18 protein-coding genes are annotated in these 24,070 nt (G+C 57.9%); 9 read left to right on the forward strand and 9 right to left on the reverse strand.

Annotation, left to right across the window (positions count from 1 at the left end; translation table 11 throughout):
* Positions 1-2 precede the first annotated feature (2 nt).
* From WKI89_RS01800 to WKI89_RS01815, 4 genes are read left to right on the forward strand one after another with little or no spacing between them, the layout of a single operon-like run.
* Entirely contained in the window at positions 3-926 is a 924-nt protein-coding gene (locus WKI89_RS01800; RefSeq protein ID WP_337867507.1) for a branched-chain amino acid ABC transporter permease, read from the forward strand.
* A complete protein-coding gene (locus WKI89_RS01805) occupies positions 923-1,720 on the forward strand; it encodes an ABC transporter ATP-binding protein (protein ID WP_337867508.1) in 798 nt (265 codons plus the stop codon). The genes WKI89_RS01800 and WKI89_RS01805 overlap by 4 nt, the downstream gene beginning before the upstream one ends.
* Positions 1,717-2,427 (forward strand): ABC transporter ATP-binding protein, encoded by a 711-nt coding sequence (locus tag WKI89_RS01810; protein ID WP_337867509.1) that lies wholly within the window; start codon positions 1,717-1,719, stop codon positions 2,425-2,427. The genes WKI89_RS01805 and WKI89_RS01810 overlap by 4 nt, the downstream gene beginning before the upstream one ends.
* Before the next feature lie 43 nt (positions 2,428-2,470).
* Positions 2,471-3,298, forward strand: a complete 828-nt coding sequence (locus WKI89_RS01815; RefSeq protein WP_337867510.1) for an alpha/beta hydrolase — start codon at positions 2,471-2,473, stop codon at positions 3,296-3,298.
* A 21-nt stretch (positions 3,299-3,319) separates the two neighbouring features.
* Here WKI89_RS01815 and dnaE read toward each other — a convergent pair whose 3' ends face one another.
* The gene (dnaE, locus tag WKI89_RS01820) at positions 3,320-7,099 is read right to left on the reverse strand and encodes a DNA polymerase III subunit alpha (RefSeq protein ID WP_337867511.1); all 3,780 of its coding nucleotides are present in this window, start codon (positions 7,097-7,099) and stop codon (positions 3,320-3,322) included.
* Positions 7,100-7,185: 86 nt separating this feature from the next.
* Between dnaE and WKI89_RS01825 the strand changes: the two genes are divergently transcribed.
* A complete protein-coding gene (locus WKI89_RS01825) occupies positions 7,186-8,469 on the forward strand; it encodes an MFS transporter (RefSeq protein ID WP_337867512.1) in 1,284 nt (427 codons plus the stop codon).
* Between the two features lie 50 nt (positions 8,470-8,519).
* A complete protein-coding gene (gene asnS / locus WKI89_RS01830) occupies positions 8,520-9,845 on the forward strand; it encodes an asparagine--tRNA ligase (protein ID WP_337867513.1) in 1,326 nt (441 codons plus the stop codon).
* Between the two features lie 521 nt (positions 9,846-10,366).
* Here the strand turns inward: asnS and WKI89_RS01835 are convergent.
* The 5 genes from WKI89_RS01835 to WKI89_RS01855 form a co-directional block, all read right to left on the reverse strand.
* Positions 10,367-12,679, reverse strand: a complete 2,313-nt coding sequence (locus WKI89_RS01835) for a vWA domain-containing protein (RefSeq protein WP_337867514.1) — start codon at positions 12,677-12,679, stop codon at positions 10,367-10,369.
* 147 nt (positions 12,680-12,826) lie between these two features.
* The gene (locus WKI89_RS01840; protein WP_337867515.1) at positions 12,827-13,387 is read right to left on the reverse strand and encodes a YdeI/OmpD-associated family protein; all 561 of its coding nucleotides are present in this window, start codon (positions 13,385-13,387) and stop codon (positions 12,827-12,829) included.
* A gap of 711 nt (positions 13,388-14,098) precedes the next feature.
* The gene (locus WKI89_RS01845; protein WP_337867516.1) at positions 14,099-14,854 is read right to left on the reverse strand and encodes a 2-phosphosulfolactate phosphatase; all 756 of its coding nucleotides are present in this window, start codon (positions 14,852-14,854) and stop codon (positions 14,099-14,101) included.
* Positions 14,838-15,494 (reverse strand): ribulose-phosphate 3-epimerase, encoded by a 657-nt coding sequence (gene rpe / locus WKI89_RS01850; RefSeq protein WP_337867517.1) that lies wholly within the window; start codon positions 15,492-15,494, stop codon positions 14,838-14,840. Before rpe ends, WKI89_RS01845 begins: the two co-directional genes overlap by 17 nt.
* Before the next feature lie 117 nt (positions 15,495-15,611).
* Positions 15,612-16,289: a Crp/Fnr family transcriptional regulator gene (locus WKI89_RS01855; RefSeq protein WP_337867518.1), complete on the reverse strand. Its 678-nt coding sequence runs from the start codon at positions 16,287-16,289 to the stop codon at positions 15,612-15,614.
* Between the two features lie 18 nt (positions 16,290-16,307).
* On the opposite strand from WKI89_RS01855, the gene WKI89_RS01860 reads away from it, so the two are divergent.
* Complete coding sequence (locus tag WKI89_RS01860; protein ID WP_337867519.1) at positions 16,308-16,970, forward strand: ATP-binding cassette domain-containing protein; 663 nt, start codon at positions 16,308-16,310, stop codon at positions 16,968-16,970.
* A 72-nt stretch (positions 16,971-17,042) separates the two neighbouring features.
* Here WKI89_RS01860 and WKI89_RS01865 read toward each other — a convergent pair whose 3' ends face one another.
* Positions 17,043-17,981 carry a peptidylprolyl isomerase gene (locus WKI89_RS01865; protein WP_337867520.1) on the reverse strand — a complete coding sequence of 313 codons (939 nt, stop codon included), beginning with the start codon at positions 17,979-17,981 and terminating at the stop codon, positions 17,043-17,045.
* A 348-nt stretch (positions 17,982-18,329) separates the two neighbouring features.
* Here WKI89_RS01865 and WKI89_RS01870 point away from each other — a divergent pair, with 348 nt between their 5' ends.
* The gene (locus tag WKI89_RS01870; protein WP_337867521.1) at positions 18,330-19,634 is read left to right on the forward strand and encodes an FAD-dependent oxidoreductase; all 1,305 of its coding nucleotides are present in this window, start codon (positions 18,330-18,332) and stop codon (positions 19,632-19,634) included.
* A 188-nt stretch (positions 19,635-19,822) separates the two neighbouring features.
* On the opposite strand, the gene WKI89_RS01875 is transcribed toward WKI89_RS01870, so the two are convergent.
* Both WKI89_RS01875 and WKI89_RS01880 read right to left on the reverse strand, forming a co-directional pair.
* Positions 19,823-20,281: a hypothetical protein gene (locus WKI89_RS01875; protein WP_337867522.1), complete on the reverse strand. Its 459-nt coding sequence runs from the start codon at positions 20,279-20,281 to the stop codon at positions 19,823-19,825.
* 69 nt (positions 20,282-20,350) lie between these two features.
* A complete protein-coding gene (locus WKI89_RS01880; RefSeq protein WP_337867523.1) occupies positions 20,351-22,471 on the reverse strand; it encodes a UvrD-helicase domain-containing protein in 2,121 nt (706 codons plus the stop codon).
* 152 nt (positions 22,472-22,623) lie between these two features.
* On the opposite strand from WKI89_RS01880, the gene WKI89_RS01885 reads away from it, so the two are divergent.
* Positions 22,624-24,054, forward strand: a complete 1,431-nt coding sequence (locus WKI89_RS01885; protein ID WP_337867524.1) for a phosphoglucomutase/phosphomannomutase family protein — start codon at positions 22,624-22,626, stop codon at positions 24,052-24,054.
* Positions 24,055-24,070 lie beyond the last annotated feature (16 nt).

The following is a 24,070-nucleotide window of genomic DNA, read 5'->3' on the forward strand; positions in this document are numbered from 1 at the left end:
GTATGCAGCGAAACTGGCTGATTCCCTCTGCGCTGCTGGGCCTGCTTCTAGTGTTCCCACCGATTGCCAACAGCACAGGTCTAGAGTTTTATACCGGTCTTGTTAACAAGATCATGATCTTTGCCTTGGCTGCTAGCAGTCTAAACTTGATTCTGGGCTATGGCGGCATGGTCAGCTTCGGACATGCAGCCTTCTTCGGGATAGGGGCCTACACTTCTGCAATTTTGACCCGTGAGGGAGTGACTTCAGCCTGGGTGATCTGGCCCACCGCGATCGTAATCTGCGCCCTGCTGGCCCTGCTGATTGGGGCCATCTGCCTGCGTACCCGGGGTGTGTATTTCATTATGATCACCCTGGCCTTTGCCCAGATGATTTACTTTGTAGTAGTCTCGTTCAAGCAATACGGCGGCGAGGATGGTCTGCGGGCGCGGCGTCCCGAATTTGGGCTGTTCGAGTTGGACGACACCACGCTGTATTATCTGACCCTAGCCGTACTGGTAGGAACGCTGTACGCAATGGCCCGGCTGGTGAACTCACGCTTTGGGCGTGTTTTGCAAGCTATCCGCGAAAACGAGACCCGGGCTGCTGCCATTGGGTACCCGATCTATCACTATCAACTGGTGGCCTTTGTGATTGCGGGGGCTGTGGCCGGGCTGGCGGGGCTGCTGATGGCGCACTATACCCAGTACGCCTCGCCTAACCTGCTGGCCTGGCAGCAGTCGGGCCATCTGATGATGATGGTCATTTTAGGTGGGGTGGGGCAGTTCTGGGGCGGGGTGTTGGGAGCAACTGTACTGCTAGTGGTAGAGGAAATCTTGCAGGACATCACCATCTACTGGCAACTGGGGGTGGGACTGATTCTTTTGCTGATTGTGCTGTTTGCTCCCAAAGGCATTGCCGGGCTCTTTTGGCGGAGGCCACAATGAGTCTGCTGACCCTTGTGCACCTCACCAAGCAGTTCGGCGGATTGGCCGCAGTCAACGACTGCAACCTGACCATCGAGGCGGGTGAAATCCATGCCCTCATCGGCCCCAATGGAGCCGGTAAGACCACCCTGATCAACCAGATCAGCGGCGCCCTGCGACCTACCAGGGGCCAGATTCTTTTCGATGGGCACAACATCACCCACCTGCCACAGCATCAGCGCGTGCGGCTGGGGCTGGCCCGCACCTTCCAGATCATCAACCTTTTCAAGAGTTACACCATTCTGGAAAACCTCGAGCTAGCCGTGCAGGCCCGCAACGGGAGCAGTTTTCGTTTCTGGAATCCTGTACGCTACGAAGCCCACCTGCGGGAGGAGGCCGAACAGATCTCCGAGCTGCTGGGCCTGACCTCCCGCAACCACACGGTTGTTGCGGAACTCTCGCACGGCGAGCAGCGGCAGCTCGAGGTGGGGCTGGCCCTGGCCTGCAAGCCCAAGATGCTGCTCTTGGACGAGCCGATGGCGGGCATGGGGCCGGAGGAGTCGGAGCAGATGGTGGAGCTTATTTCCAATCTGAGGCGATCCCTTTCGACAGCGTCGGGTAACAGTGCGCCCAAGAACCCAACCCTGACCATCCTGTTGGTCGAGCACGACATGGATGCAGTCTTCCGACTGGCCAGCCGGATCTCGGTGCTGGTCTACGGCCATGTCATCGCCTCGGGCCTCCCAGAGGCGATTCGTGCCAACCCGGATGTGCACAAAGCCTACCTGGGCGACGAGGGAGGCCGTCAGCGATGAACACGCTGCTGGAAATCCGCAACCTCCAGACCGCATACGGCCCCTCCCAAGTACTATTCGACGTTAGCCTCGAGATCCGCGAGGGCCAGGTGGCTACCCTTCTAGGCCGCAACGGCATGGGCAAAACCACCACCGTGCGTTCAATTCTGGGGCTGACGCCGGCCCGTTCGGGTTTTATTACCTTCGCGGGACAGCGCATCGAGGCCCTACCCCCCGAGCAGATCGCGGTCAGGGGGGTTGCGGTCGTCCCAGAAGGGCGGCAAATCTTCCCCAACCTCAGCGTCCGGGAGAACCTGATCGCCTTCGCAGCCAACCGCAACGACAGCCCCCAACCTTGGACGCTGCAACGGGTCTATGAACTCTTCCCTCGACTCAAAGAGCGTCAGCACAACCTGGGCAACCAGCTCTCCGGTGGCGAGCAGCAGATGCTGGCCATTGGCCGCGCCCTGATGACCAACCCCAAGCTCTTAATCCTGGATGAGGCCACCGAGGGCCTGGCACCCCTTTTGCGCGAGGAAATCTGGCGCTGCCTGAGGTTGCTAAAGGATAGCGGTCAGACCATCCTGGTAATTGACAAGTATGTCGAGCGACTCATCGCACTGGCCGACCAGCACACCATTCTGGAGCGCGGACGGGTGGTTTGGCAGGGCGACTCGCAAACCCTGCAAGCCCAGCCCGAGCTGTGGAAGCGGTATCTGAGCGTGTAAATGAACTTTAAACCAAGCGCAAAAGAACGTTGTGGAAACCGCCATGTCTGAACCCTCCTGGTACGAACTCGAGTACAGCCCCCGGCTTTCTGTCCCAGACTTCGCCGACTTCTTCCATCGCTGGGCCGTGGATTCCAGGGCCGCTCGACAGGCTCTGGAGCATCATGCCGACCTGGCTTACGGCCCTGGTGAGAAAGAGACCCTCGACCTCTTCCCTGCCAAGGGCGATTATCTGCTCATTTTCATTCATGGCGGTTACTGGCGGGCTTTTGACAAAGACGACTTTTCCTGGATCGCGCCAGCCCTTGTCCAACAAGGAATCAGCGTGGCGGTGCTGAACTACGCGCTCTGCCCCACTGTGCACATCGCCGATATCAGCGAGCAGTGCCGCAAAGCAGTAGCCTGGCTATACCACCATGCAGCCCTTTACGGATTGAGCAGCCAGCGCATGATCCTGAGTGGGCATTCGGCGGGAGGGCATCTAACGGGCGAGATGTTTGCTACGCCCTGGACTGATTACAACATACCCCATGAGGCCATCGTCGGCGGAATTTCCATCAGTGGTTTGTTCGATTTGGAACCCCTAATTCAGGTGTCGTTCAACACCGATCTACGGCTCGAGGTCGAAAGCGCCAGGGCTTGCAGTCCCATTTACAAACAGCCCACTCTCCAGGCTCCGCTGGTGCTGGCAGTGGGAGCACGCGAGTCGAGCGAATTCCACCGGCAAAGCCGCCAACTCAAGCAGGTCTGGCCGGAGATCTGCACAGAAGTCATCACCCTGCCAGACTGCCATCACTTCAACGCACTGGATGCGCTTGCTGACCTCAAAAGCCCTGTCTGGGAACATTTGTTGAAGCAAGCCAGGCAATAACCCTTCACATCCAGCGGGCCCTCAGAACGGAACCACCGGCCCCTGGTCGGGCCCTTTCTGATTTCTAAAGCCGTTGCCCTCGGCAGCTTTGCCATAGCCCAGCAGCATCTCGCGATCGGGGATCAGGCGGGCCTCGAGCCAGTCCAAACCCTGCAAGACCGGTAGGGCCTCTTCGGCTGCCTTGACTTCGCGGGCCTCCACCAATGCCCAGCCCCCCGGCCCCCGAACCTTAAGTTGGACGGGCAACACCCCAGGAAACTCGTCCAAACGGCTGCGCAGGTCGAGAAGTTTTTCGTCGTCTATCAAAGCCGTATCCAGCTCGAGCTCCAGCACCTTGGGCAAGCCCTCGAGCTCGCCAAAGGGAAACACATCCTGGGCCACCACCCGCAGACTCTCGCCCTCCCCGTCTGGCTCTACCTCCACCACCACCAGCACCGCCGCATCTTCAGCGATGCGGGGGGAAATTTTGTCATAGGACTTGCCAAAGCCCACCACTTCCACCGCACCGGTCTCGTCTCCCAGCGTAAAACGCACCAGCATTCCACCCGATTTAGTGGGTTTGCGGGCAATACCCTCTACCATCCCGGCCAGCAGCAACCGCGCCCGATTGCGGTTTCCTTTGAGTTCGGCAAAGGCCTGGGGTAGCTCTTCCACTGTGCAACTGGCAGCCTCCCGCAAGCCTGCATAGCGCGAAAGCGGATGCCCGGTCACGTAGATGCCCAGGGCCTCTTTTTCCATGCGCAGCTGGGTGATGGCATCCAACTGGGGAACCACCGGGATCACCGGCTCGAGCGACTCACCAAACAGGCCCATCATCCCCGACTGGGCCTGCTCGCGCTCGGCCTGGGCCCACTTGAGCAGGTCGTCCAGGGCAGCCAGCATGGGGCCTCGAGGCCCAAACGCATCGAAAGCCCCGGCCTTGATGAGCGACTCCACCACCCGCTTATTGGCCACGGTGCCATCGAGCCGTCGCAGGAAGTCCGGCAGCGATTTGTAGAACCCGCCCCGCTCACGCTCCTGCAAAATGAGCTCGGTCGGGGTTTCGCCCACGTTCTTAACCGCCGAAAGCCCAAACAGCACGCTCTTTTCCAAGGCCCGGAAGCTAAAGCCCGACCGGTTGATATCAGGGGGCAGCACCTCCACCCCGGCTGTGCGGGCCGCCCGGATGTACTCCGCCACCTTATCGGAGTCGTGCCGTTCCACCGTGAGCACCGCAGCGAAGAACTCCACCGGGAAGTGGGCTTTTACGTAGGCGGTCTGGTAGGTCAGGATGGCATAGGCCGCCGCATGGCTCTTGTTGAAGCCGTAGTTGGCGAAGTTCTCGAGCAAATTGAACAACCGGTCGGCTTCATCGGCGGGAATGCCGTTCTTGGCGGCCCCTTCCTTGAACTGTGCCCGGTGCTTGACCATCTCCTCCATCTTCTTTTTGCCCATGGCCCGTCGCAGCAGGTCAGCCTCGCCCAGGCTATACCCGGCTGCCACCGTAGCAATCTGCATAATCTGCTCCTGGTAGACGGGAATCCCGTAGGTCTCCTCCAGAATGGGGCGGATCAATTGTTCGGCTTTGGGAAACTGTGGGAACTCCACCGCCTCGCGTCCGTGATGGCGGCGGATATAGGTGGGGATGTTCTCCATCGGGCCGGGACGGTAGAGCGCTCCCAGCGCGATGATGTCTTGAATCCGGCGCGGTTTGAGGCCCCGCACCGCACTGGTCATGCCCGCCGAGTCCAGTTGGAAGATGCCTTTGGTCTCACCTCGCCCCAGCAGTTCGAAGGTCTGGGGGTCGTCCATGGGAATGGTGTCGTAATCAATATCCACCCCCTTAGATTCCTTGACGATGCGCTTGCACTCGTCCAGGAAAGAGAGTGTACGCAGACCCAGGAAGTCCATTTTGAGGAAGCCCAGCGCCTCGACCGAGCCCATGTCGTACTGCGTGACCTTACCCCCTGCGTCACCCGCCCGCATCAGGGGCAGATAGTCCTGTAATGGCACATCCGAGATCACCACCCCTGCGGCGTGGACGGACGACTGGCGGTTCAAGCCCTCCAACTTTTGCGCCACCTCCATTACCCGCTTGACCAGCGGGTCTTTCTCCATCTCGGCCCGCAGATCGGGGATGGTCTCGATGGCTTTTTCTAAAGGGGTAGGCTTACCAAACACCACCGGAATTAGCTTGGCCAGTTCGTCGGCTTTCTTAATCGGCAACCCGAAGACCCGCGCTGCGTCTTTGATCGCAGCTTTGGAAGCCAACGTACCAAAGGTGCCGATCTGGGCTACCATCTCGTCGCCGTAGCGCTGGCGCACATACTCAATCACCTCACCCCGGCGCACATCGGAAAAGTCGGTGTCAATGTCGGGCATCGAGACCCTGGCTGGATTCAAGAAGCGCTCAAAGAGCAGGTTGTATTCCAGAGGGTCAATATTGGTGATGCGGGTAGCGTAGGTCACCAGCGAACCCGCCGCCGAACCCCGGCCCGGCCCCACCGAGATGCCATGGTCCTTGGCCCAGTTGATAAAATCACCCACGATGAGCAAGTAGCCCGGAAAACCCATCCGCTCTACCACTGTGAGTTCGTAGACCGCGCGCGAGAGAATCGCCCAGCCATCCCAGACCATCCCTTCGGTCAGTTCGGGCAGGTGGGCTCGAGCAGCTTCCAGATCGGGTATCTGAGCCAGTTCCAAAGCCAGCACTTCTCCTTCACCGTGGGGAACCGGTCGGCCCACCTTTCGCAAGAACTCGCGGTAGAGTTCGGGCGTGACCCGATCCGGGTAGCGCTTTAGCAACCCCGCGAAGGTCAGCTCGCGAAAATAGGTAACCTCGGTGCGGCCCTGGGGCAACGGATACTTGGGAATGCGGTACTGTACCTTCTTAGGTACCAACTCCACGTTGCACATCCGCCCTATGTTCACCGAGTTGTCGAAAAGCTCGTCCATCCGGCTACCCCAGAGCTCTTTTTCGTCTTGGAAGGTCTGAACCATCTCCTCGGGGCTTTTTACATAGAACTCATCACAGGGGAATTTCCAACGGGAGGGGTCGTCCCAGGTGGCCTTGGACTGTACCGCCAGCACCACCGCGTGGGCCTCGGCATCCTCTCTCTTGACATAGTGCCCGTCGTTGGTAGCCACGATGCCGAGGCCATACTTGTCGGCGAACTCCTTCAGGACCTTATTCACCTTGTGTTGTTCGGGCAATCCGTGATCCTGAATCTCGATAAAATAGCGTTCTGAACCGAAAATCGAGAGGTATTCCTGCAAGCGCTTTTCGGCATCCTCATGACGCTCCTGCAGGATGAACTGCGGAATTTCAGCTCCCAGGCAGCCCGACAACGCGATGATGCCAGCATTATGTTCGCGTAGGATTTCGCGATCAATGCGAGGTTTGCCGTAGAAGCCTTCCAGGTAGGCCCGGCTGGCTAGGCGGGAGAGGTTCTGGTAGCCCTCCATGTTCTGGGCCAGCAGCGTAAGGTGAAAGTAGCCGCCATCCAGGCCCTTGCCCTGTTTGCGGTCGAAGCGCGATTCGGCCGCCATATAGGCCTCATAGCCGATGATTGGCTTGACCCCCATCTCGGTGGCGTATTTGTAGAACTGCACCGCCCCGAACATATTGCCGTGGTCGGTCATGGCCAGCATGGGTTCTTCAGGCGAGACTTTCTTAACCCACTTGAGCAGGTCTTTGATGCGGGCCGCCCCATCCAGCAGGCTGAACTGGGTGTGCTGGTGCAGATGGGCGAATTTACACGCCGGGCAATCGTTGGGGTGATGCAGTTTGCGGTTTTCAAATGGATTGAGGTCGTTTGGCATTATGAAGACAGCATAACGCATAGGCGCCCAATACCCCAATGGCCCAGCATTTAATGTAGCCTGTCAAGCTGGTAAACTCGAGATAGGTGAACCCATCCAAGCCAGCTACCATCCCTTGGGCCTACGCTCTGGGAGAGTTAGGTCTGGCTTTACCGACCCATGTCGTAGGCAGTTTCTTGATTTTCTTCTATACCGACCAGGTTGGCCTGGCCGCTGCATGGGTAGCCTTGGCCCGCAGTATTAATGCGGTCTGGGATACCATCAACGACCCCTTGTTTGGCTACCTGTCCGACCGTACCCGGCATTCGAGGGGTCGGCGCTGGCCTTGGCTGCGGTTTGGTCTGCCGCTGTACGTGCTGAGTAGCTTACCGCTGTGGTGGGTGCCGCAGGGTCTCGAGGGCTTCGGGTTGTTTATCTACTTTTTGGTTTTTCTCTTCCTCTTTGAAGCACTGGCCTCGTTGGTTTACCTCAACTTCAATGCTTTGTTTCCTGCACTTTATACGAATGAAGACTCCCGCGTGCGGGTTAATGCCCTGCGACGTGCTGCAGGTTTACTGGGCTTGCTGGCGGCTACTTCGCTGAGCCCGCTGCTCTACACCCACTTAGGTTTTGGCGGCATGAGCCTGATCTGGGCTGGGTTGGCCGGGCTTTGTTTAGGCGGATTCTTTACCCATTTGCGTGAACCCGGATGGACGCCGCCACCAGCTTATGCTGGTTTTTGGCTCAACCTGCGGGATACGCTCAAAAATCCGGATTTTCGGCTGATGCTTTTGGCGGTAGCGCTCACTCAAACCGCTTTGGGGCTGTTGATGTTGGGCTTTCCCTTTTTTGCCCGGTATGTGCTCGAGCTGCCTGGCGCACAAATAGGAATGGTTTATGGTGGGATTTTTGGGGTGGCGCTGGGAAGTGCCTTGGCCTGGCCTGTCATCACCCACAAGCTTGGGGCCAAGCGCGGCTGGCAGATGGCCATGGGCTTGTTTGTGCTGGCCCTGCTGCCGCTGTGGCAGGTGGGCAGCCTGGACTGGATGCTGGTTCTGGCCGTACCCTTGGGATTCGCGGTGAGTGGGGTGGTGGTACTCCAGGATGTGGTGCTGGCTCAGGTTATTGACCGCGACGCAACCCGAACCGGACTCCGCCGTGAGGGCGCTTTTTATGGTACTGCCGCCGTGCTGGTACGCTTTTCGGGGGTGATGCAAAACCTGACCTTCGCTTCCTTGACCCCGCTATTTGGCTATGTAAGTGGAACCCAGCCCGGCCCGGAGCCAGAAGCGGCCTTCCGTTTCCTGATGGCCGGGCCCCCAGTGCTGGCTATGTTGCTATCTACACTGGTAGTGCATTTTATTCGGTTTGGGCCGACTGAATCACAATAATTCGTTTCAGATGCCTTTTCTAGGTGCTCCTTAGTGGGTAGAATCGCCATGTGCAAAGGGTTTTTATCGAAGAAATCGCCCAATATCAGGGCCAGGAAGTTTTGCTTCGCGGCTGGCTAACGTCTCGCCGCTCCAAAGGTAAGATCCATTTTCTCCAACTGCGCGATGGCACGGGTTTTATCCAGGCCACCGCATTCAAGGGCGATTTGCCTGACGAGCAATTCGAGCAGGCCGACCACCTGCCCCAGGAAACGGCACTGGAAGTGGCCGGGCTGGTGCGGGCCGATAGCCGGGCACCGGGTGGTTACGAACTGTCGGTACGCGGGCTCAAGGTGGTAGCCCTACCCAGCAGGGAATATCCCATTACCCCCAAGGAACATGGGGTGGAATTCCTGATGGATCATCGCCACCTCTACATGCGCCACCGGCGGGCTTGGGCGGTATTGCGGGTGCGCGACGAGCTCGAGCGGGCCATCCACGATTTCTTCCACCAACGTGGCTTCATCCGGCTGGATACGCCCATCCTCACGCCCAATGCCGTCGAGGGCACCACCGATTTGTTCGAGGTTGACCTGTTCGATGGAGAGAAAGCCTACCTTTCGCAGTCGGGCCAGCTCTATGCCGAGGCTGGCGCGATGGCCTTTGGCAAGGTCTACACCTTTGGCCCTACCTTTCGCGCCGAGCGAAGCAAAACCCGCCGACACCTGCTGGAGTTCTGGATGATCGAGCCGGAAGTGGCCTTCATGACCCACCTCGAAAACATGCAACTGCAAGAGGATCTGGTGGCCTACCTGGTGGGGCGCTGTTTGGAAGAGAAAAAGCGGGAACTGGAGATGCTCGAGCGCGACACCACGGTGCTACAAACCACCGCCCAGGGCAACTACCCCCGCATTCACTACACCCAAGCCGTGGAAATAGTAAACCAGATTGCCCGAGATAAACCCGAACTGGAGCTGGCACCGATGGCATGGGGTGACGACTTTGGGGCTCCACACGAGGCAGCGCTCACCGCACAGTTTGACCGCCCCATCTTTGTCGAGAAGTATCCGGCGGCGGTCAAGGCCTTCTATATGCAGCCCGACCCCGAAGATGATCGTCTGGTACTGAATGCCGATCTGCTGGCCCCCGAAGGTGTGGGCGAGATTATCGGGGGTTCTGAGCGCATCCATGACCCCGAGCTACTGCGCCAGAAGATTCGAGCGCACGGCTTGCCAGAAGAAGTTTTCGATTGGTACATGGATCTACGCTTGTTTGGAACGGTGCCCCACTCCGGGTTTGGCATTGGCCTCGAGCGCACCGTGCGCTGGATTTGTGGTATTGAGCACATCCGCGAGGCCATCCCGTTCCCGCGTATGTACACCCGGATGCGTCCGTAGTCTCAACTTGAATACGGGGAATAGAAAGGTTTTGTAGTAAAACTAAGGCCCTCCCATACGGTAGGGTGGGTCTGTTCAATAGTGGTTCACCTAGAGCGCTTTTCATAATGAGCTGCTCAAAACTTGATGGCTGTGTCCTGCACAGCACAGTGGCCTCCCGGATGGGAGGCCACGTCTGTAGAGAATGCGGTTGCTTGGCTTGGGTGGTGGCAAACCAGGAATGCGCTGGCCATTTGCCTACGCTTGATCCACAGTCTTGTGATGTTTGATACCGTTTCCGCTTGAATCCTTCACCGCCATGCGTAGTCAAAGGTGAAGGATTCAAGCCGACCGAAGGGAGTAGAAAAGCATTTCGGCAGTATCGTTTAGACTTTCAAAAGTGAACGATACTGCCGGAATGCGTATGATTCGTTCCGCGACTCTGCGGGATAGGGTGTCGGCCTGTGCTGTCAAACCCAACTGTTCAAATAACGTTACACCGGTGTACTTATAGCGTTCCCCCCAATTCGTGGGAACCGCTCTCAGGGTTCCACCACATCTATTACCCCCAGACTGGCCTTGCTGCTGAGGTCGTATAGGAAAACTGACTGCCCCAGCCCAACGGTGTCACCGGGTCGAATATCTTCTACAAAAGTAGTCAGGCGCAAATTGCCTGGAATATGTTCGACCCGTACTCCTTCCGGCAAGGGTAGAAGTTGCAGGCGCTCGAGGGTTTGCTCGCCCGTGGCCTGACCTATGTCTATTGCTTCCACCAGTGATACCAACCTTCGGCGTTGTTCAGGACGACCACCGAGGTAGCGCAGATACGCCAAGGGTACGGGAACACCCTCCAGGGGCGAGAAGGATATTTCTCCGATGGGTTTAGCCTCGACATCCTCGAGTTGGACAGGTTGCTCAAATGGAATCCGATCACCCGTTTGAAGTGTTTCTTGACCTATCCTGGCGCGGATGCCCTGGGGCAACTGCAAAAGCCGTAGTCCTCCCTTGGAAAGGATCACGGTCATCCCCAGCAAAGCCGAGATGTTGAGTTTGTGACCCAGATCAATGCTGCCCAAGCCCCCCAGATCAAAACTGACTGGGCGGCTTTCGCTCAAAGTAAAGGTGGCCTTACCCCAGCGGATAAGCGTGGCTTGTCTAGGATTTATAACCACAAAGCTCCCTATCAACCCTTCTTCGCTGTAAAGCCGTACTACCTCGTTAAAAGGCAGGATAGCACCTACCTCGAGGGACTCCTGGGTCAACAGCGTTACACCTTCCGGGATCTCCTCGACCTGCACCCCAGATGCAGTACCCAACAAAAGCAGCCCCTGCAAGAGTGGATTGCCCCACAACACTCCCAGGTTTACGAGCTGGCCTTCCCTGAGCTCGAGTTGCCTTGGTCCATCGGCAGAAGGGGTGAGCAAAGATGCATAGGGCGACGAAAACTCTTTGGATACTGTGGGAATCCGTTGCCGGATACGTCGGGGATTTGGCCTGCGCCAAAGCCATCCACCAACCAAGACTACCAGAAGGGCAGTCAGCAGCCACCAGAGCCACTGTTTATTGGCCCTCGGGCGTAGCGTTAGAGGTTTAGGTAACTCGAGGCTTGCCCCAGCTGGAGCCACTACTTTCCAGTCCATCTGCTGGAGGTCAGCAGCATCCCCAGTGCCCTGGTTGAGCAGCTCGATTTCAACTTGTTGCCCGGGCTTCAGACGAATGGATCCGGTTTGACCATTGAAGCGGGCTTCCAGACCTTGCGGAAGACGGTCGAAAGCTAAAATGATGGGCTGAACCGCCCATTCGTTGCCTTCTAGGCGATACCTAAGGGTGTGTTTACGAGCCTGGCTCAATACCACATCCCTGCTGCCTTCCAACCAGACCAGGCGATACACCGCGCCCGGATGAAATGCCCATCGGACTGGAATTGCCGCCGGAGTGACCACAGTTCCAGTGGGGCCAGAAAGCAGTATGTGCCCACTGTAGTTCCCATTCGGCAACAAATCAGTCTCGCTCAGACGAAACCGCAGTTGCTCCTGCCCCTGAACCAAGGCTGCTGGCTCAATCTGCAATCGGCCTCTAGCCCGCTCGGGGGCTTCATCCTGATAGAAAACCTTCAAGGGTGCTTGTAGCCCGAAAACCTGTACCGAAAGAGCGATGTTGCGGGTGCCGGGCTCGAGTTTGAAGTTACCTAGATCCACCTGGTTGGGCGACACTGTGGCATGGGCAAAAACCGGCACCTCCCCCACTGCCGCGCCCAGGGTACAGGCCATGGGAATGGTGGCGAATGCTGTTTGAATATCCACCGGCACTGTCTGGCCCAGGCCCACGTAGTAGAGAAAGTCGTTGGGTCCACGCTTGGATTGGTATTCCTGCAGAACCCGGTTTAGCATGGGTCGCTGGGCATCGTTATCAATACCGTCGGATAGGATATAAACCACATTCCCAACCGCTGGATCTGAGGGAAGTTCAGCGAAAACATCTTGCATGCTACGGTAGAGCCAAGTGTTGGCCCCGTTGGCCTCCAGCCCGCTTATGTAGCTTTCCAGATTCTGGCGATCTTCCGGCAAGCGAAAACGGGCCGTCGGAGCTGTTCCTTGATTGAAGGGGGTCAACCACACCTCGGCTTTACCTCGAATGGCCCTAACAAATTCCAGTAACCTTTCCTGAAGCTGGGGAAATATGACCGCCCGTCCATCCCCACGCCCTACCATTGAAGCCGAAGTATCTACCAAAAAGCTATAGCGAAAATAGGCAGGGGAACGCGGCTCTGAAGTAGATGCCTTGGGAAAGCAATCCTGGGCCAGAGCCAAACCTAATACCAGCAAATATCCAGCAATCAAACGGCTAAAAATCATGATTAAGCACTATATCCAGCCTCGAGATCAGATTCAAATGGGTTAACCAGCCAAAGATACACCCACATACGGGCCTCGAGCGCCTTTGGACAAACATGGCCCCCAGTCCCAAACTATATCCACAAGAGTCCTGCTGATCCCCCTTTGCTATTGGCGCCACTGGTTGGCTCGTAGATTTTGCTCTGCCAGGCGTGCGGTCTCCTCGACCCGCCGGGCTCTGGTATCGGACTTTTTGGCTTGTACAATCCACTCTAAAATGCCTCGCTTCACCGAGCGTGGGAATGCTTCAAAATTGCTTTTGGCATGGGGATATTTGTCCAACGCCCGGTCTAGGTCGTCGGGGATTTCCAGGGCTTCTACTCCGTCTAGCTTCTCCCGGCTCCCATCTCGTTTAGCTGCTTCAACCATACGCAAGCCAGCAGCGGTCATCAACCCCTGAGCAATCATTCTTTCCACGCGCTCTTTATTGGGCCGAGGCCATCCACTACCTGATTTGCGGGGTGCGAAGTAGAGGCTGCTGCGTTCGGCATCTACTTTTGCGGGTTTGCTGTCAATCCAGCCGAAACACAACGCCTCTTCCACCTGCTCGTTGTAGTCGAGGTGTGGTTTACCACTGGTTTTTTTGTTGAAGACCAGCCAGACTCCTTTTGCCCTGGCATGATTGGCCTGGAGCCAGGCCCGCCACTCAGCCCTGGCCTGAACGTACAATTGAACCAGCTCATACGCATTTCGGCAGTATCGTTCACTTCGGCAAGCCTAAACGATACTACCGAAATGCTTTTCTACTCCCTTCGGTCGGCTTGAACCCTTCACCTCTGACTGCGGCGGGCGGTGAAGGATTCAAGCGAAGCGGTATCACTCATACCAGTTTGACAATCTGTCGTATCGCGCCCAGGTGATAGCAGGCATGGGCTAGGGTAGCAGCGAGTCCACCGGGTTCATCGCCATCCCAAGCAGGGGTTTCATTCGCCAGCTTAACCACATGGGCATAAGCAGTTCTCACCCGGGTTCTCAAGGCAGCCCACTCCCCTTCAGAAAGCTGATTGGGAGCGAAGCTGCCTTTCCAATCAAATGGCCCTCGATCTCCTTGTACCCAGCGCAGTGTTGCTTCCATATGAAAAGCCGTGTGGGCGGCCTGAGCAGCCACACTCATACCCAGTGCTGTGGGGTTGGAGGCTTGTTCGGCGCTCAAGGCATCCAGGGTCGCCAACAAGCCGTGTTTGCCGCACCCATCTGGTCTGGTTCCATCCAGAAAAAGCCGTTCCCTGGCCGGGCTGGCCTCCTTCCAGCGCTTCTTTCATTACCTCCAGCCAACCCTTCACATATGCTTGATCGCTCATTTTCTGATTATAACGTAAAAGTGCGGGGTCTGTTCGAAATCTAACCCTCGAGCTTCAACCAAAAACTTGGAAAATGCGTTCAAATCGCCGGTATCTGGCTCTGGCTGCCGTTGCTTGGGCGTTGGGCTCTTTTGAAAATTAAGGCCTCTCCCACCCGTCCCTCCAGCACCCCAACCGACGGAGAAACGGCGATCTGGGCGCAGAAAGGCACATCGGCTTCCAGTCCTACCTGGCGCAAAGCCTGGGCTGCACCCGAAAGGTGCAAAGGCTCGAGGGGATCGGGATAGGTTCGACGGGTGGTGAGGGCCGTAAGAGCGCCATCCTCCAGCTCATAGGGTCCCATAATCTGCAAGAACTCGGCCAGTACACCGGCTGTATACACATCATCCAGACCGATGCGACCCTCCTTGCCCGCACACAAAATCGCTACTTCCTCGGTAGCAAGCTGGTGGGCCAAGCGGGCTGCGGCATGGGCGTTGTACAGCGAGGCCAACAACACATGCTTGGCGCTGCGGGCTGCAAGGTGCGCGGTACGGGTGCCATTGGTGGTGCTCAGCACCACGGTTTTGCCCCCCACCGGGGCTTCCTTGGCCTCCCGTGGGGAGTTGCCATAGTCAAAGCCGGCGGGTTTGAGACCCCCTTCTTCACCGGCCAGAATTACATCGGAATCTCGAAAGGCTCGAGCATTTTCCAACCCTGTCGTTAAGTATAAAGCACTGGCTCCAGCTTCCAAAAATGCAGTTGCAGTCGTGGTGGCTCGAATCACATCCACCACCAGTACCACGTCGTGGTAGCTCAGGTTGTCCTGGGGAACCAGATCAGCTCGCAAACGCATAGCTTTCCCTCAGTAGAGCAATATTCTCGCGTGTGTTGCCATCAAACACCGCCGAACCGGCCACCAGGATATCGGCCCCATGTGCCACCACCTGCGGAGCCGTGTGGCGGTTGATACCCCCATCCACCTCGAGCAGGCACTCTGGGTTGAGCTGATCGCGCATTTGTTTGAGCACCCTCAAGCGCTCGAGGCTCCCCTCGATAAACTTTTGCCCGCCAAACCCTGGGTTTACCGTCATCAATAAAGCCAGATCCAGATCGCCCAGTAGAGGCACAAAGTACTCCAGGGGAGTGCCGGGATTCACCGCCATACCAGCCCTGACCCCTTGCTCCTTGATCTGCTGAAGCACCCGGTGCGCGTGGGGTGTGGCCTCGGGGTGAAAGGTGAGATAATGCGCGCCCGCTTTGGCAAAGTCGGCGATGTAGCGCTCCGGCTCAACGATCATCAGGTGTGCATCGAGGGGCAACGGACTCATGCGGCGCAGCGCCTCCACCACCAGCCCCATGCTGATATTCGGTACAAAACGACCATCCATCACATCCACATGAATCAGCTCTGCTCCAGCCTCAGCACAAGCCAGCACCTGTTCACCCAGGCGGGTGAAGTCGGATGCCAGAATCGAGGGGGCTATCTGAGGCATAGATGAGGATGAAGGGAATCATAAAGGATAAACAAGCATTAATGTAAAGAGCCTCACAGCAGAGGGCAGGAATTACAAAATGCCGGTATTATCGGCAGTCAAATTGGGCTACTGGGTTTATCGCAAGCCGAACAGCACTTCTTCTAGACCGGCCGGGTCGAGGATTTCCACAAAACCAGAGCCCACCTTGACCAGTTCCTCCTCGCGCAGGGCATGCAGCACGCGGGTTACGGTTTCACGGCTGGTTCCGGAGAGCTGGGCAAGTTCTTGGTGGGTCAGCTTCATCTTGACCCCATCACCATAGCGTTGCTTGCGCAATTTGGTCAGGGCGTAGGCCACCCGGCCGCGGGCCTCTTCGAAGGAAAGGACTTCCAACTCGAGGTCGGCCTCACGCAGTCGCCGTGCCAGGATGGTAGCCAGGTTGTGCAAAATTTCCGGCCATTTGCGTACCAGGCTCCAGTAGGCATCTTGGTACAAGACCAGCAACACCGACTCCACGGTGGTCTCGGCGGAGGCACTTCGCGGTTGGTCATCGAGCAGGCTCATCTCGCCAAACACTTCGCCGGGGCCAAGGTAAGCAAACATCCGCTCACGACCGTCTAGGTAGGTTCGGTAAATGCGCACTTGCCCGCTTTGGACAATGTAAAGGGCAGCTCCCATATCCCCGGCCTCAAAGATTTGTTTTCCTGCCGGGTAGCTGCGGGTCACAAAAGCCTCTCGGGCCACCTCGAGCGCCTGAGGCGGCACCCCTTGAAAGAGTGGGGTTTTTGCAAGCACCTGGGTGTCAGCCAACATCTAGTACACTCTACAAGGGTGCGTAACGGTTTGCCAATAGCAGGTAACGGTTCGGTGTTGGAAGTTTTGAACCTGGGTTTTGCCTATGGCGAGGTCGAACTCTTCCAGAACCTCCGTTTTACTGTGGAGCGAGGAGATGTACGGGTTATTCTGGGGCCCTCTGGCAGTGGGAAAACCACCTTGCTGCACCTTTTAGCAGGTCTGCTGGCCATTCAAGTGGGGGACGTGCAGTGGGAGGGCTCAAGCATTCGAGGCCTCACCGAAGAGGTGCTGGCCCGAAGGCGGCTGTTGTTCACCGGCCTGATCTTTCAGCACCACTACCTGCAAGCCGAGCTGACCGCGCTCGAGAACACCCTGGTTCCGGGGTATCTGGCCGATAAGGTAGACCCTGCCTGGGGGCAAGAGTTGCTGAATCGGGTCGGACTGCTAGACCGGGCTCATCTTCCCCCCAAGGCACTCTCCGGGGGTGAACGGCAACGCGTGGCAGTGGCCAGAGCCCTCTACAACCGACCCAAGCTCCTACTGGCCGATGAGCCGACAGGCAGCCTGGATCGGCGCAATGCGGAGAAAGTTTTAGGGCTGATGCTGGGTCTGGCCAAAGATCTGGGCACGGCTGTGATCATCGCCACCCACGACGAGCATCTGGTACAGGGCTTGCCCGAGCTGCGGCTGGGCCGATAAGGCGTGTTCTATGCCAATGGATGACCCCACTCGACCCAAAACGTCATGTGGGGTACTGTAGGCGATCCTGGGCTATTTGGTCTGTAAATTTTCTGGGAATAGCTTGGTGGGCGTGCGGCTTACAATGTTATCGAGCACTTTTTGCAGCGCTGAATTCTTGACAGCCTGATCCAACCCCTCTTTCACCTGATCAAAGGGCTGGAAACCAGCCGCTTCAACTTTAGAAAGCAAAATCACGTGGAAGCCAAACTCCGTTCTGACTGGGGTCTTGGAAATTTCACCAGGCTTCAGAGCGGCCAGGGCCAGTTCAAAAGGCGCGACAAAAGTGCCTCTGGGTTCGCAGCCCAAATCGCCCCCTTCATTCTTACTGCCAGGGTCTTGAGAGAGTTCCTGGGCCAGGTCGGCAAATTTCTCACCTTTGCCCAGCCGCATAATCACTTGATTGGCTTCTTGGGCCGTTCCCACCAAGATGTGCGAAGAACAGTAGCGTATCGGAACCGCAAATTGGGGTTTGGAGACCAAGTACAAGATGCGCAGGGCGGGGTTGCTGGTCTGCAATCGCTTGATCAGGTTTTCGAGGTAGCTATTGTAGGTCAGGGCTTCATAGACCAAGCGGCGATAGGCCCCTAGACTGGGAATACCCGCTTCGTCGAGCGCCTTGTTAAGTTCTTCTTCGTTTTCAAACTGTGCCTTCACTTCTTCGATGGCCTCATCAACCGCAGCGTCTTTGGCAGCAAAGCCGGCACCTTCGGCAGCCAGAATGATGGCCTGATCTCGAGCCATGCGCTCTAAATACTGCGGCCTGAACTGGGCAAAGGCTTCCTCTGCCTCGGGGCTGTAGGGTTGTCCGCGTTGCTGCAAAGCATCGCGCACAAACAAGCGAAACTGCAGATCAAACTGGCTTTTGGTGATGGAAGATTTGCCCACCGTTGCAACCACTGGATCGGTCTGGGCCATGGCCATCGAAGTTAGTGCTAGCAACAATAGGACAAGTACTTCTTTTAGCTTCATCTTTACACCTCTGTGACAGCCCATTTCCCACCCAAGCCCGAAGCTTCGACTGGTTCCAGAACTGCGTGTGGAGTTATGCTAACACGTCTTGGGTTGGACAATCCCATCCCCACTTCATTTTTTGCCTGCAGGTAGACGCGCTAGGCTTTAGCGGGGGTAGGTCACCAGAAAAACACGGCGGCCTGGCTGAGTATTCAACAAACAGTACGGACGCATAACGTACCTTGGCCCAAGGCGCCGTGCACAGGATAGAATCGCCGGGTATGGGTTCCAGCACCGCTACCTCGAGGGCATAATTGCTGCGCGGTCCATCGGCTGGCTAACCAACAAGAGACACAGGAACCACTTATGAGCAGAATCGCAATTATTGGCGGGGGCCTATCGGGGCTGGTGGCCGCATACTGGGCAGAAGAGGCGGGGTTGGAGGTTAGTGTACTCGAGGCCACCGGGGGTTTTGGCGGCAACACAAAAACCGCCCGTCTGGACACCATCCCGCTCGAGCTGGGCGAGGAGTTTTTCGACGACACCCCCAGCACCCTCTACCACCTCTGCACCCAACTGGGGCTTGATACCCAAGCTTTGCCAAGCCACCGCTGCATCGTCCGGAAAGGCGGCCAGGACTGGGTTCTACCCCAAGGTCTCGATCTCTTCTCGGGATACGGACTGCACCAAATCACCGAGATGCCCTTCAGCCGTGGCGCCAAATGGCGGCTAAGCACCGAACGCTTCGTGGGGCCTACCCTGGTCAAGGACGAGCTGGCAGGAACCTTTTTGCGGCGCAGGCTCGGGGCCGAAGTTTGGGAGGTGCTGGAGCCCTATCTGAGTGCAGTGTTGGGTGGCCCCGCAGAGGAGGTATCGGTTCCCACAGCATTGAGCCGCTTACTCCAGCTCGAGCGCCAGGGTGGGCTCCTCGCCGGCAGCCGCCAGATAACCCACCACGGCAGATTTCACCTCGAAACCGGGATGGGTAGCCTGATCGAAGCCCTGTGCAGCCACCTGCTCCAAAAAGCCCGGCTGCTGCCCCACCACGAAGCCTGGGCACTGACCCGCGATTCTAGGGGCTGGCAGGTTCACGTGCCTGGCGGCATGCTCGAGGCCGATGCGGTCATCGTAGCACTCCCGGCCCCCCAGGCTGCCAGGTTGCTTCGCCCCACGGCCCCGCAGATGACCACCCTGCTCAACCATTTTCCCTACCAGCACAGCGCAAAAGTGTACCTGCTCTATCGCTCGGGCGAACCCAATGCTGAAGCCAACGAGTACTTTTTCGCCAGGGGGGAGGGCCATGCCTGTACGTCGCTCCAGGTAATCTGCCCCAGCGCGGAAGCGTGGATGGCAAAAGTACGGTTTGCTGGCGAGACCGCCCGCTCCGCCGACGGCGAGCTCTCGCGGCTGGCCCAGCTCGAGGTCGCAAAACACCTACAAACCCAGGCCCTCCCACAGGCGGCATGGGTTTTCCGACAGCCGCACTCGAGGCCCCACTTCACCCAGGGTCACGACCGCCGGGTGGCCGACCTCGAGGGGGCGTTGGTCCACGCTCCGGGCCTGTTCCTTACCGGAAGCTACCTGGCCGGCCCCGGCCTGGCCCACCTGGTAGAACACAGCCACAAAACCACCCGCCACGCGCTCGATTTCCTGGCCCTCGCCAGCCCGTAGACCTCTCACAGTTATACGCATTTCGGCAGTATCGTTCAATTTGGCAAGCCTAAACGATACTACCGAAATGCTTTTCTACTCCCTTCGGTCGGCTTGCATCCTTCACCTCTAACTGCGCCAACGTTGAAAGATGCAAGCGGAAACGGTATCACAGTTACAGGCATCAGCAGCCAGCCTGCCGAAAAACATCAAAACCCCTCGACGATAAAACCAACAGTAAAGCGTTGAAAGCTCTCCGAACCAATCACCTGACTAACTTCGATATACGGACGATAACCCCGGTCGGGAAACTGCAGGCCTGCCGAAAAAATAGCATAAAACCGCTCCCCAAAGCGCAAGCGCAACTCGTTCTGAGCGGTGTAGCCGGTAATGCCTACTGCCAGCCCTCCCGCCAGGTAAGGGCGCACCAGCAGGAAAATGGGCAGCGGATACACCACCTCACCGCTCAAATACAGGCCGCCCGGAGAACCGACCACCAGATGCGAGCGAAAATCAATGGGGAAGCCATCCAGATACAGGCCCAGATGCCCCATGAAATTGCCGTTGGGGCCATTTCGCACCGAAAAGCCGATATCAGCCCCGCTGGCAGAGGCCATACCCAACACCAGAACAAGTACCGCTGTCAAACGGGCAATATGCCTTTTCATACCCCTACCCTACCGAGCATGATGCGGTTTGTGCGAGGGGAGTCTAAAGGCTCACTTAGCCCGGCTTAATCAATCCAGACGTTCCAGCCCGGCAAATTTCACCGCCAGCTTTTTCAGGCCCAGACCGGGGAACATCACCGTAACCTCCCCTCCCATCGCCGCTACCACGGTGCCGCTGCCAAACTTGGGGTGTCTGACCTTTTCGCCCCCCTTGAACTCCGCCAGTTGCGTACGCGGTTTGGGTTCGGGACGGCCGTAGGATAGAACCGGCACCGCACTGTCCCCGAAGGCGCCCACCTCCTTAAGCAGCTCTTGGGGAATATCTTCCAGGAAGCGGCTCGGGCGCGTGTATTCCCGCTTGCCATAGGTCTCGCGCTCTTCTGCATAGGAAAGATAAAGGCGGTCTTGCGCGCGGGTGATGCCCACATAGAACAAGCGGCGTTCTTCTTCTAAGTCTTCCAGGCGGTTCAGGCTGTTGCGGTGTGGCAGCAGGTTTTCTTCCAGACCCACCAGAAACACCGTGGGGAACTCCAGGCCTTTGGCATTGTGCAGCGTCATGAGCGTTACCGCTTCTTCCGGTGCGTCACCCCCTGGCTCCTCGGCTTTGGCCGTCAGGGCCACTGAGTCCAGGAAATCGGAAAGGGTTCCTGCTTCTTCCTCTTCCCAATCTCGGGCCGCGCGCAGGAGTTCTTCCACGTTTTGTAGGCGGTCCTCGCCGTCCTGTTCCTGCTTGAGCGCATCTCGGAAGCCTGTCTCGTCCAGCACCCGCTCGAAAAAAGCCACCGGCCCGGTCTCGTAGGCGGCCTCCATCAGGCCCTCGAGCAACTCAATGAAAGCCTTCACCTGCTGGGGTCGGCTAATCACCTGCTCTGCAGCGTGAAAAGCCTCGAAAACGGCAATGCCCGTCTTCTGCGCATGTTCAACCAGCCGGGCCACTGTGGTCGCTCCAATGCCCCGCGGAGGGGTATTGACAATCCGGCGCAGGTTAATCGAGTCGGAAGGGTTGATGGCGACCCGCCCATAGGCCAGCAAGTCTTTGATCTCCCGGCGCTCAAAAAAACCCACTGCCCCCACCAGCCGCACCGGCACATTGGCCCGGCGCAGGTGCTCCTCCAGCAGGCGCGACTGGGCATTGGTGCGGTAGAGCACCGCGATATCGGAGGGCTTTCCCAACTTGACGATTTCCCGCGCCACAAAAGCCGCTTCCTCCCGCGCGTTGGGTGCGCGGTACAGGCGCACGGGGTCTCCCCCAGGCTTGGTAGGGCGCAAGATTTTTTCCAGCCGCAGGGCGTTTTTTGCGATGACCGCGTTGGCCACCTCGAGGATCGCATGGCTGGAACGGTAGTTTTCCTCGAGGCGGATGATCCGGGCCCCAGGGTAGTCTTTGCTGAAGTCGAGGATGTTGTTGATGTCGGCGTTGCGAAAGCCATAGATGCTCTGGTCGGGGTCGCCCACCACCATCAGGTTGGGCTTATCGCCCGCCAGCAAGCGGGTTAGTTTGTACTGCACCGGGTTGGTGTCTTGGTACTCGTCCACATGAATAAAACGGGCCCGCTGCCGCACCTTGTGTAGCACCTCGGGCTGCTGTTCAAAGAGCTCGATGGTGAGGAGCAGCAGGTCGTTGAAGTCCAGGGCTCCTTGCATCCGCAGGCCGCTCTGGTATTTGCGGTATACCTCAGCGGCCAGGTCTTTGGGAACCCCTCCGATAAAGTCGGGGGCCTCGCGCATGAACTCGACCAGTCCATCGCCCCGGTTCTTGATCCGGTCAATCATGGCCCGGAAGGGGCCGGGTTTGGCCTCGACCTCGAGCTCCTTCAAAACCTCCTTCAATAGCGCATTCTGGTCGTCATCATCGTAGATCACAAAGCCCGGTTTGAGGCCCACATATTCGCCGTAGGTGCGCAAAATCCGCACCGAGGCCGAGTGAAAGGTAGATACCCAGAGGTCTTTGGCCGAACGCCCGACCATCTTTTCCAGCCGCTCTTTCATCTCGCCGGCAGCTTTGTTGGTAAAGGTTACGGCCAGTATCTCGGCAGGGTAAACCCGCCGTTCACGCAACAGATAGGCGATGCGGTGCACCACCGTGCGGGTCTTGCCCGACCCTGCGCCGGCCACCACCAGCGCCGGGCCTTCGAAGTGCTGGACGGCCTCCTGTTGGGAGGGGTTGAGGGAAGAAAGGAGGTCGGACATATAGCTTTCGAAGTCTATCACCGCCTTCCTAATCGGGGGTGAGCCGGATAGCAATGGTCGGGCCCAGCACAAAGACTGCTGCACTCACACAGCAAAGCACCCCATAGCAAATATCTGCCTGTCGGGTTGCTGCCTTGTATAGTGTGGCAAGTATGGATACGGCCAAGGATACAGTCGGTAACAACAGAATCCAGCCCATATCAGATATTCAGTTCGGCACCGACGGCTGGCGGGCCATCATTGGCGACCAGTTTACCTTTGACAATGTGGCCCGCGTCGCACAGGCCTATGCAGATTACTTGCTGCAACAGCAAGGCAAAAAAGTGGTGGTAGGCTACGATACCCGCTTTCTGGCCGGTAAGTTTGCCCAAAGAGCCGCCGAGGTGTTGGCGGCCAATGGCCTGGAGGTCTACCTCTCGAAATCCTACCTGCCCACGCCGACGCTGTCCTTTGCAGTGCAGCATTTACAAGCCGATGGCGGCGTGATGATTACCGCTAGCCACAACCCTCCGGAGTACCTGGGTTTCAAGATTAAGGGCCGGTACGCCGGTGCCGCCACCCCCGCCATGATTGCCGAGGTGGAGCAGAGGCTAGGTGCGCAACCCAAACTAGGAAGCGGTACCGTCCAGAGCTTTGACGTACGGAAGGCCTACTATGACTTCCTGGTCACCCAGTTGGACATGGACGCCCTCAGGAACTACGACGGGGTGATGTACCACGACAGCTTGGGCGGTGCCGGGGCAGGCTGGCTGGCCGGTTTTGTAAAGCATACGGGTATGAAGCTCGAGCTGCGGGAGCTGCACGCCGTGCCCGACCCCATGTTCTACGGCGTAAACCCCGAGCCCATCCCCCAGAACCAGTTCACCGTCATGACCGTGCTCAAGGCCGAGGATGACCCCACCTTTGCAGCCGTCAACGATGGCGATGCAGACCGCATTGGCGCGGTGCTGGCGGGCGGCAGCAACTTCAATAGCCACCAAATCTTCGCGGTGTTGCTCAAACACCTGCACCATAAAGGGCGCACCGGGCGGGTGGTCAAGACCTTCTCGACCTCTAAAATTATCGATCTGCTGGCCCATAAGCTGGGGCTGGAGTTGGTGGTAACGCCCATCGGCTTCAAGTACATCACCGATGAGATGCTGAAGGGGGGCGTCTTAATTGGGGGTGAAGAGTCGGGCGGTATTGGAGTAGCCGGGCACATCCCCGAACGCGACGGGCTGCTCAACGCATTGTTGCTTTTGGAGTCGGTCATCAAAAGCGGCAAGAGCCTGCGGCAGCAGTTTGCCGAAATCGAGGCTGAAGTGGGCTTCAAGCACGCCTACGACCGCATAGATCTGCACCTGCCCTCGATGGAACACATCCAGGCAGCCATGGCCAAGGTACAAAACCCCCGGAGCATTGCGGGTCTGGAGGTGAGCGCCACCGACAACTTGGACGGTGTCAAGTGGCTTTTTGGCGAAGGGGGCTGGCTGCTCTTCCGAGCCTCGGGAACCGAGCCGGCACTGCGCATCTACTGCGAGACACAGAACGAGAAAGTCGTAAAAGCAGTGCTGGCCGAGGCCAAGAAACTGTTGGGCGCATAGCCCATCGTTTGGATTT

The organism is Meiothermus sp. (assembly GCF_037443965.1).
Lineage (GTDB): Bacteria > Deinococcota > Deinococci > Deinococcales > Thermaceae > Meiothermus.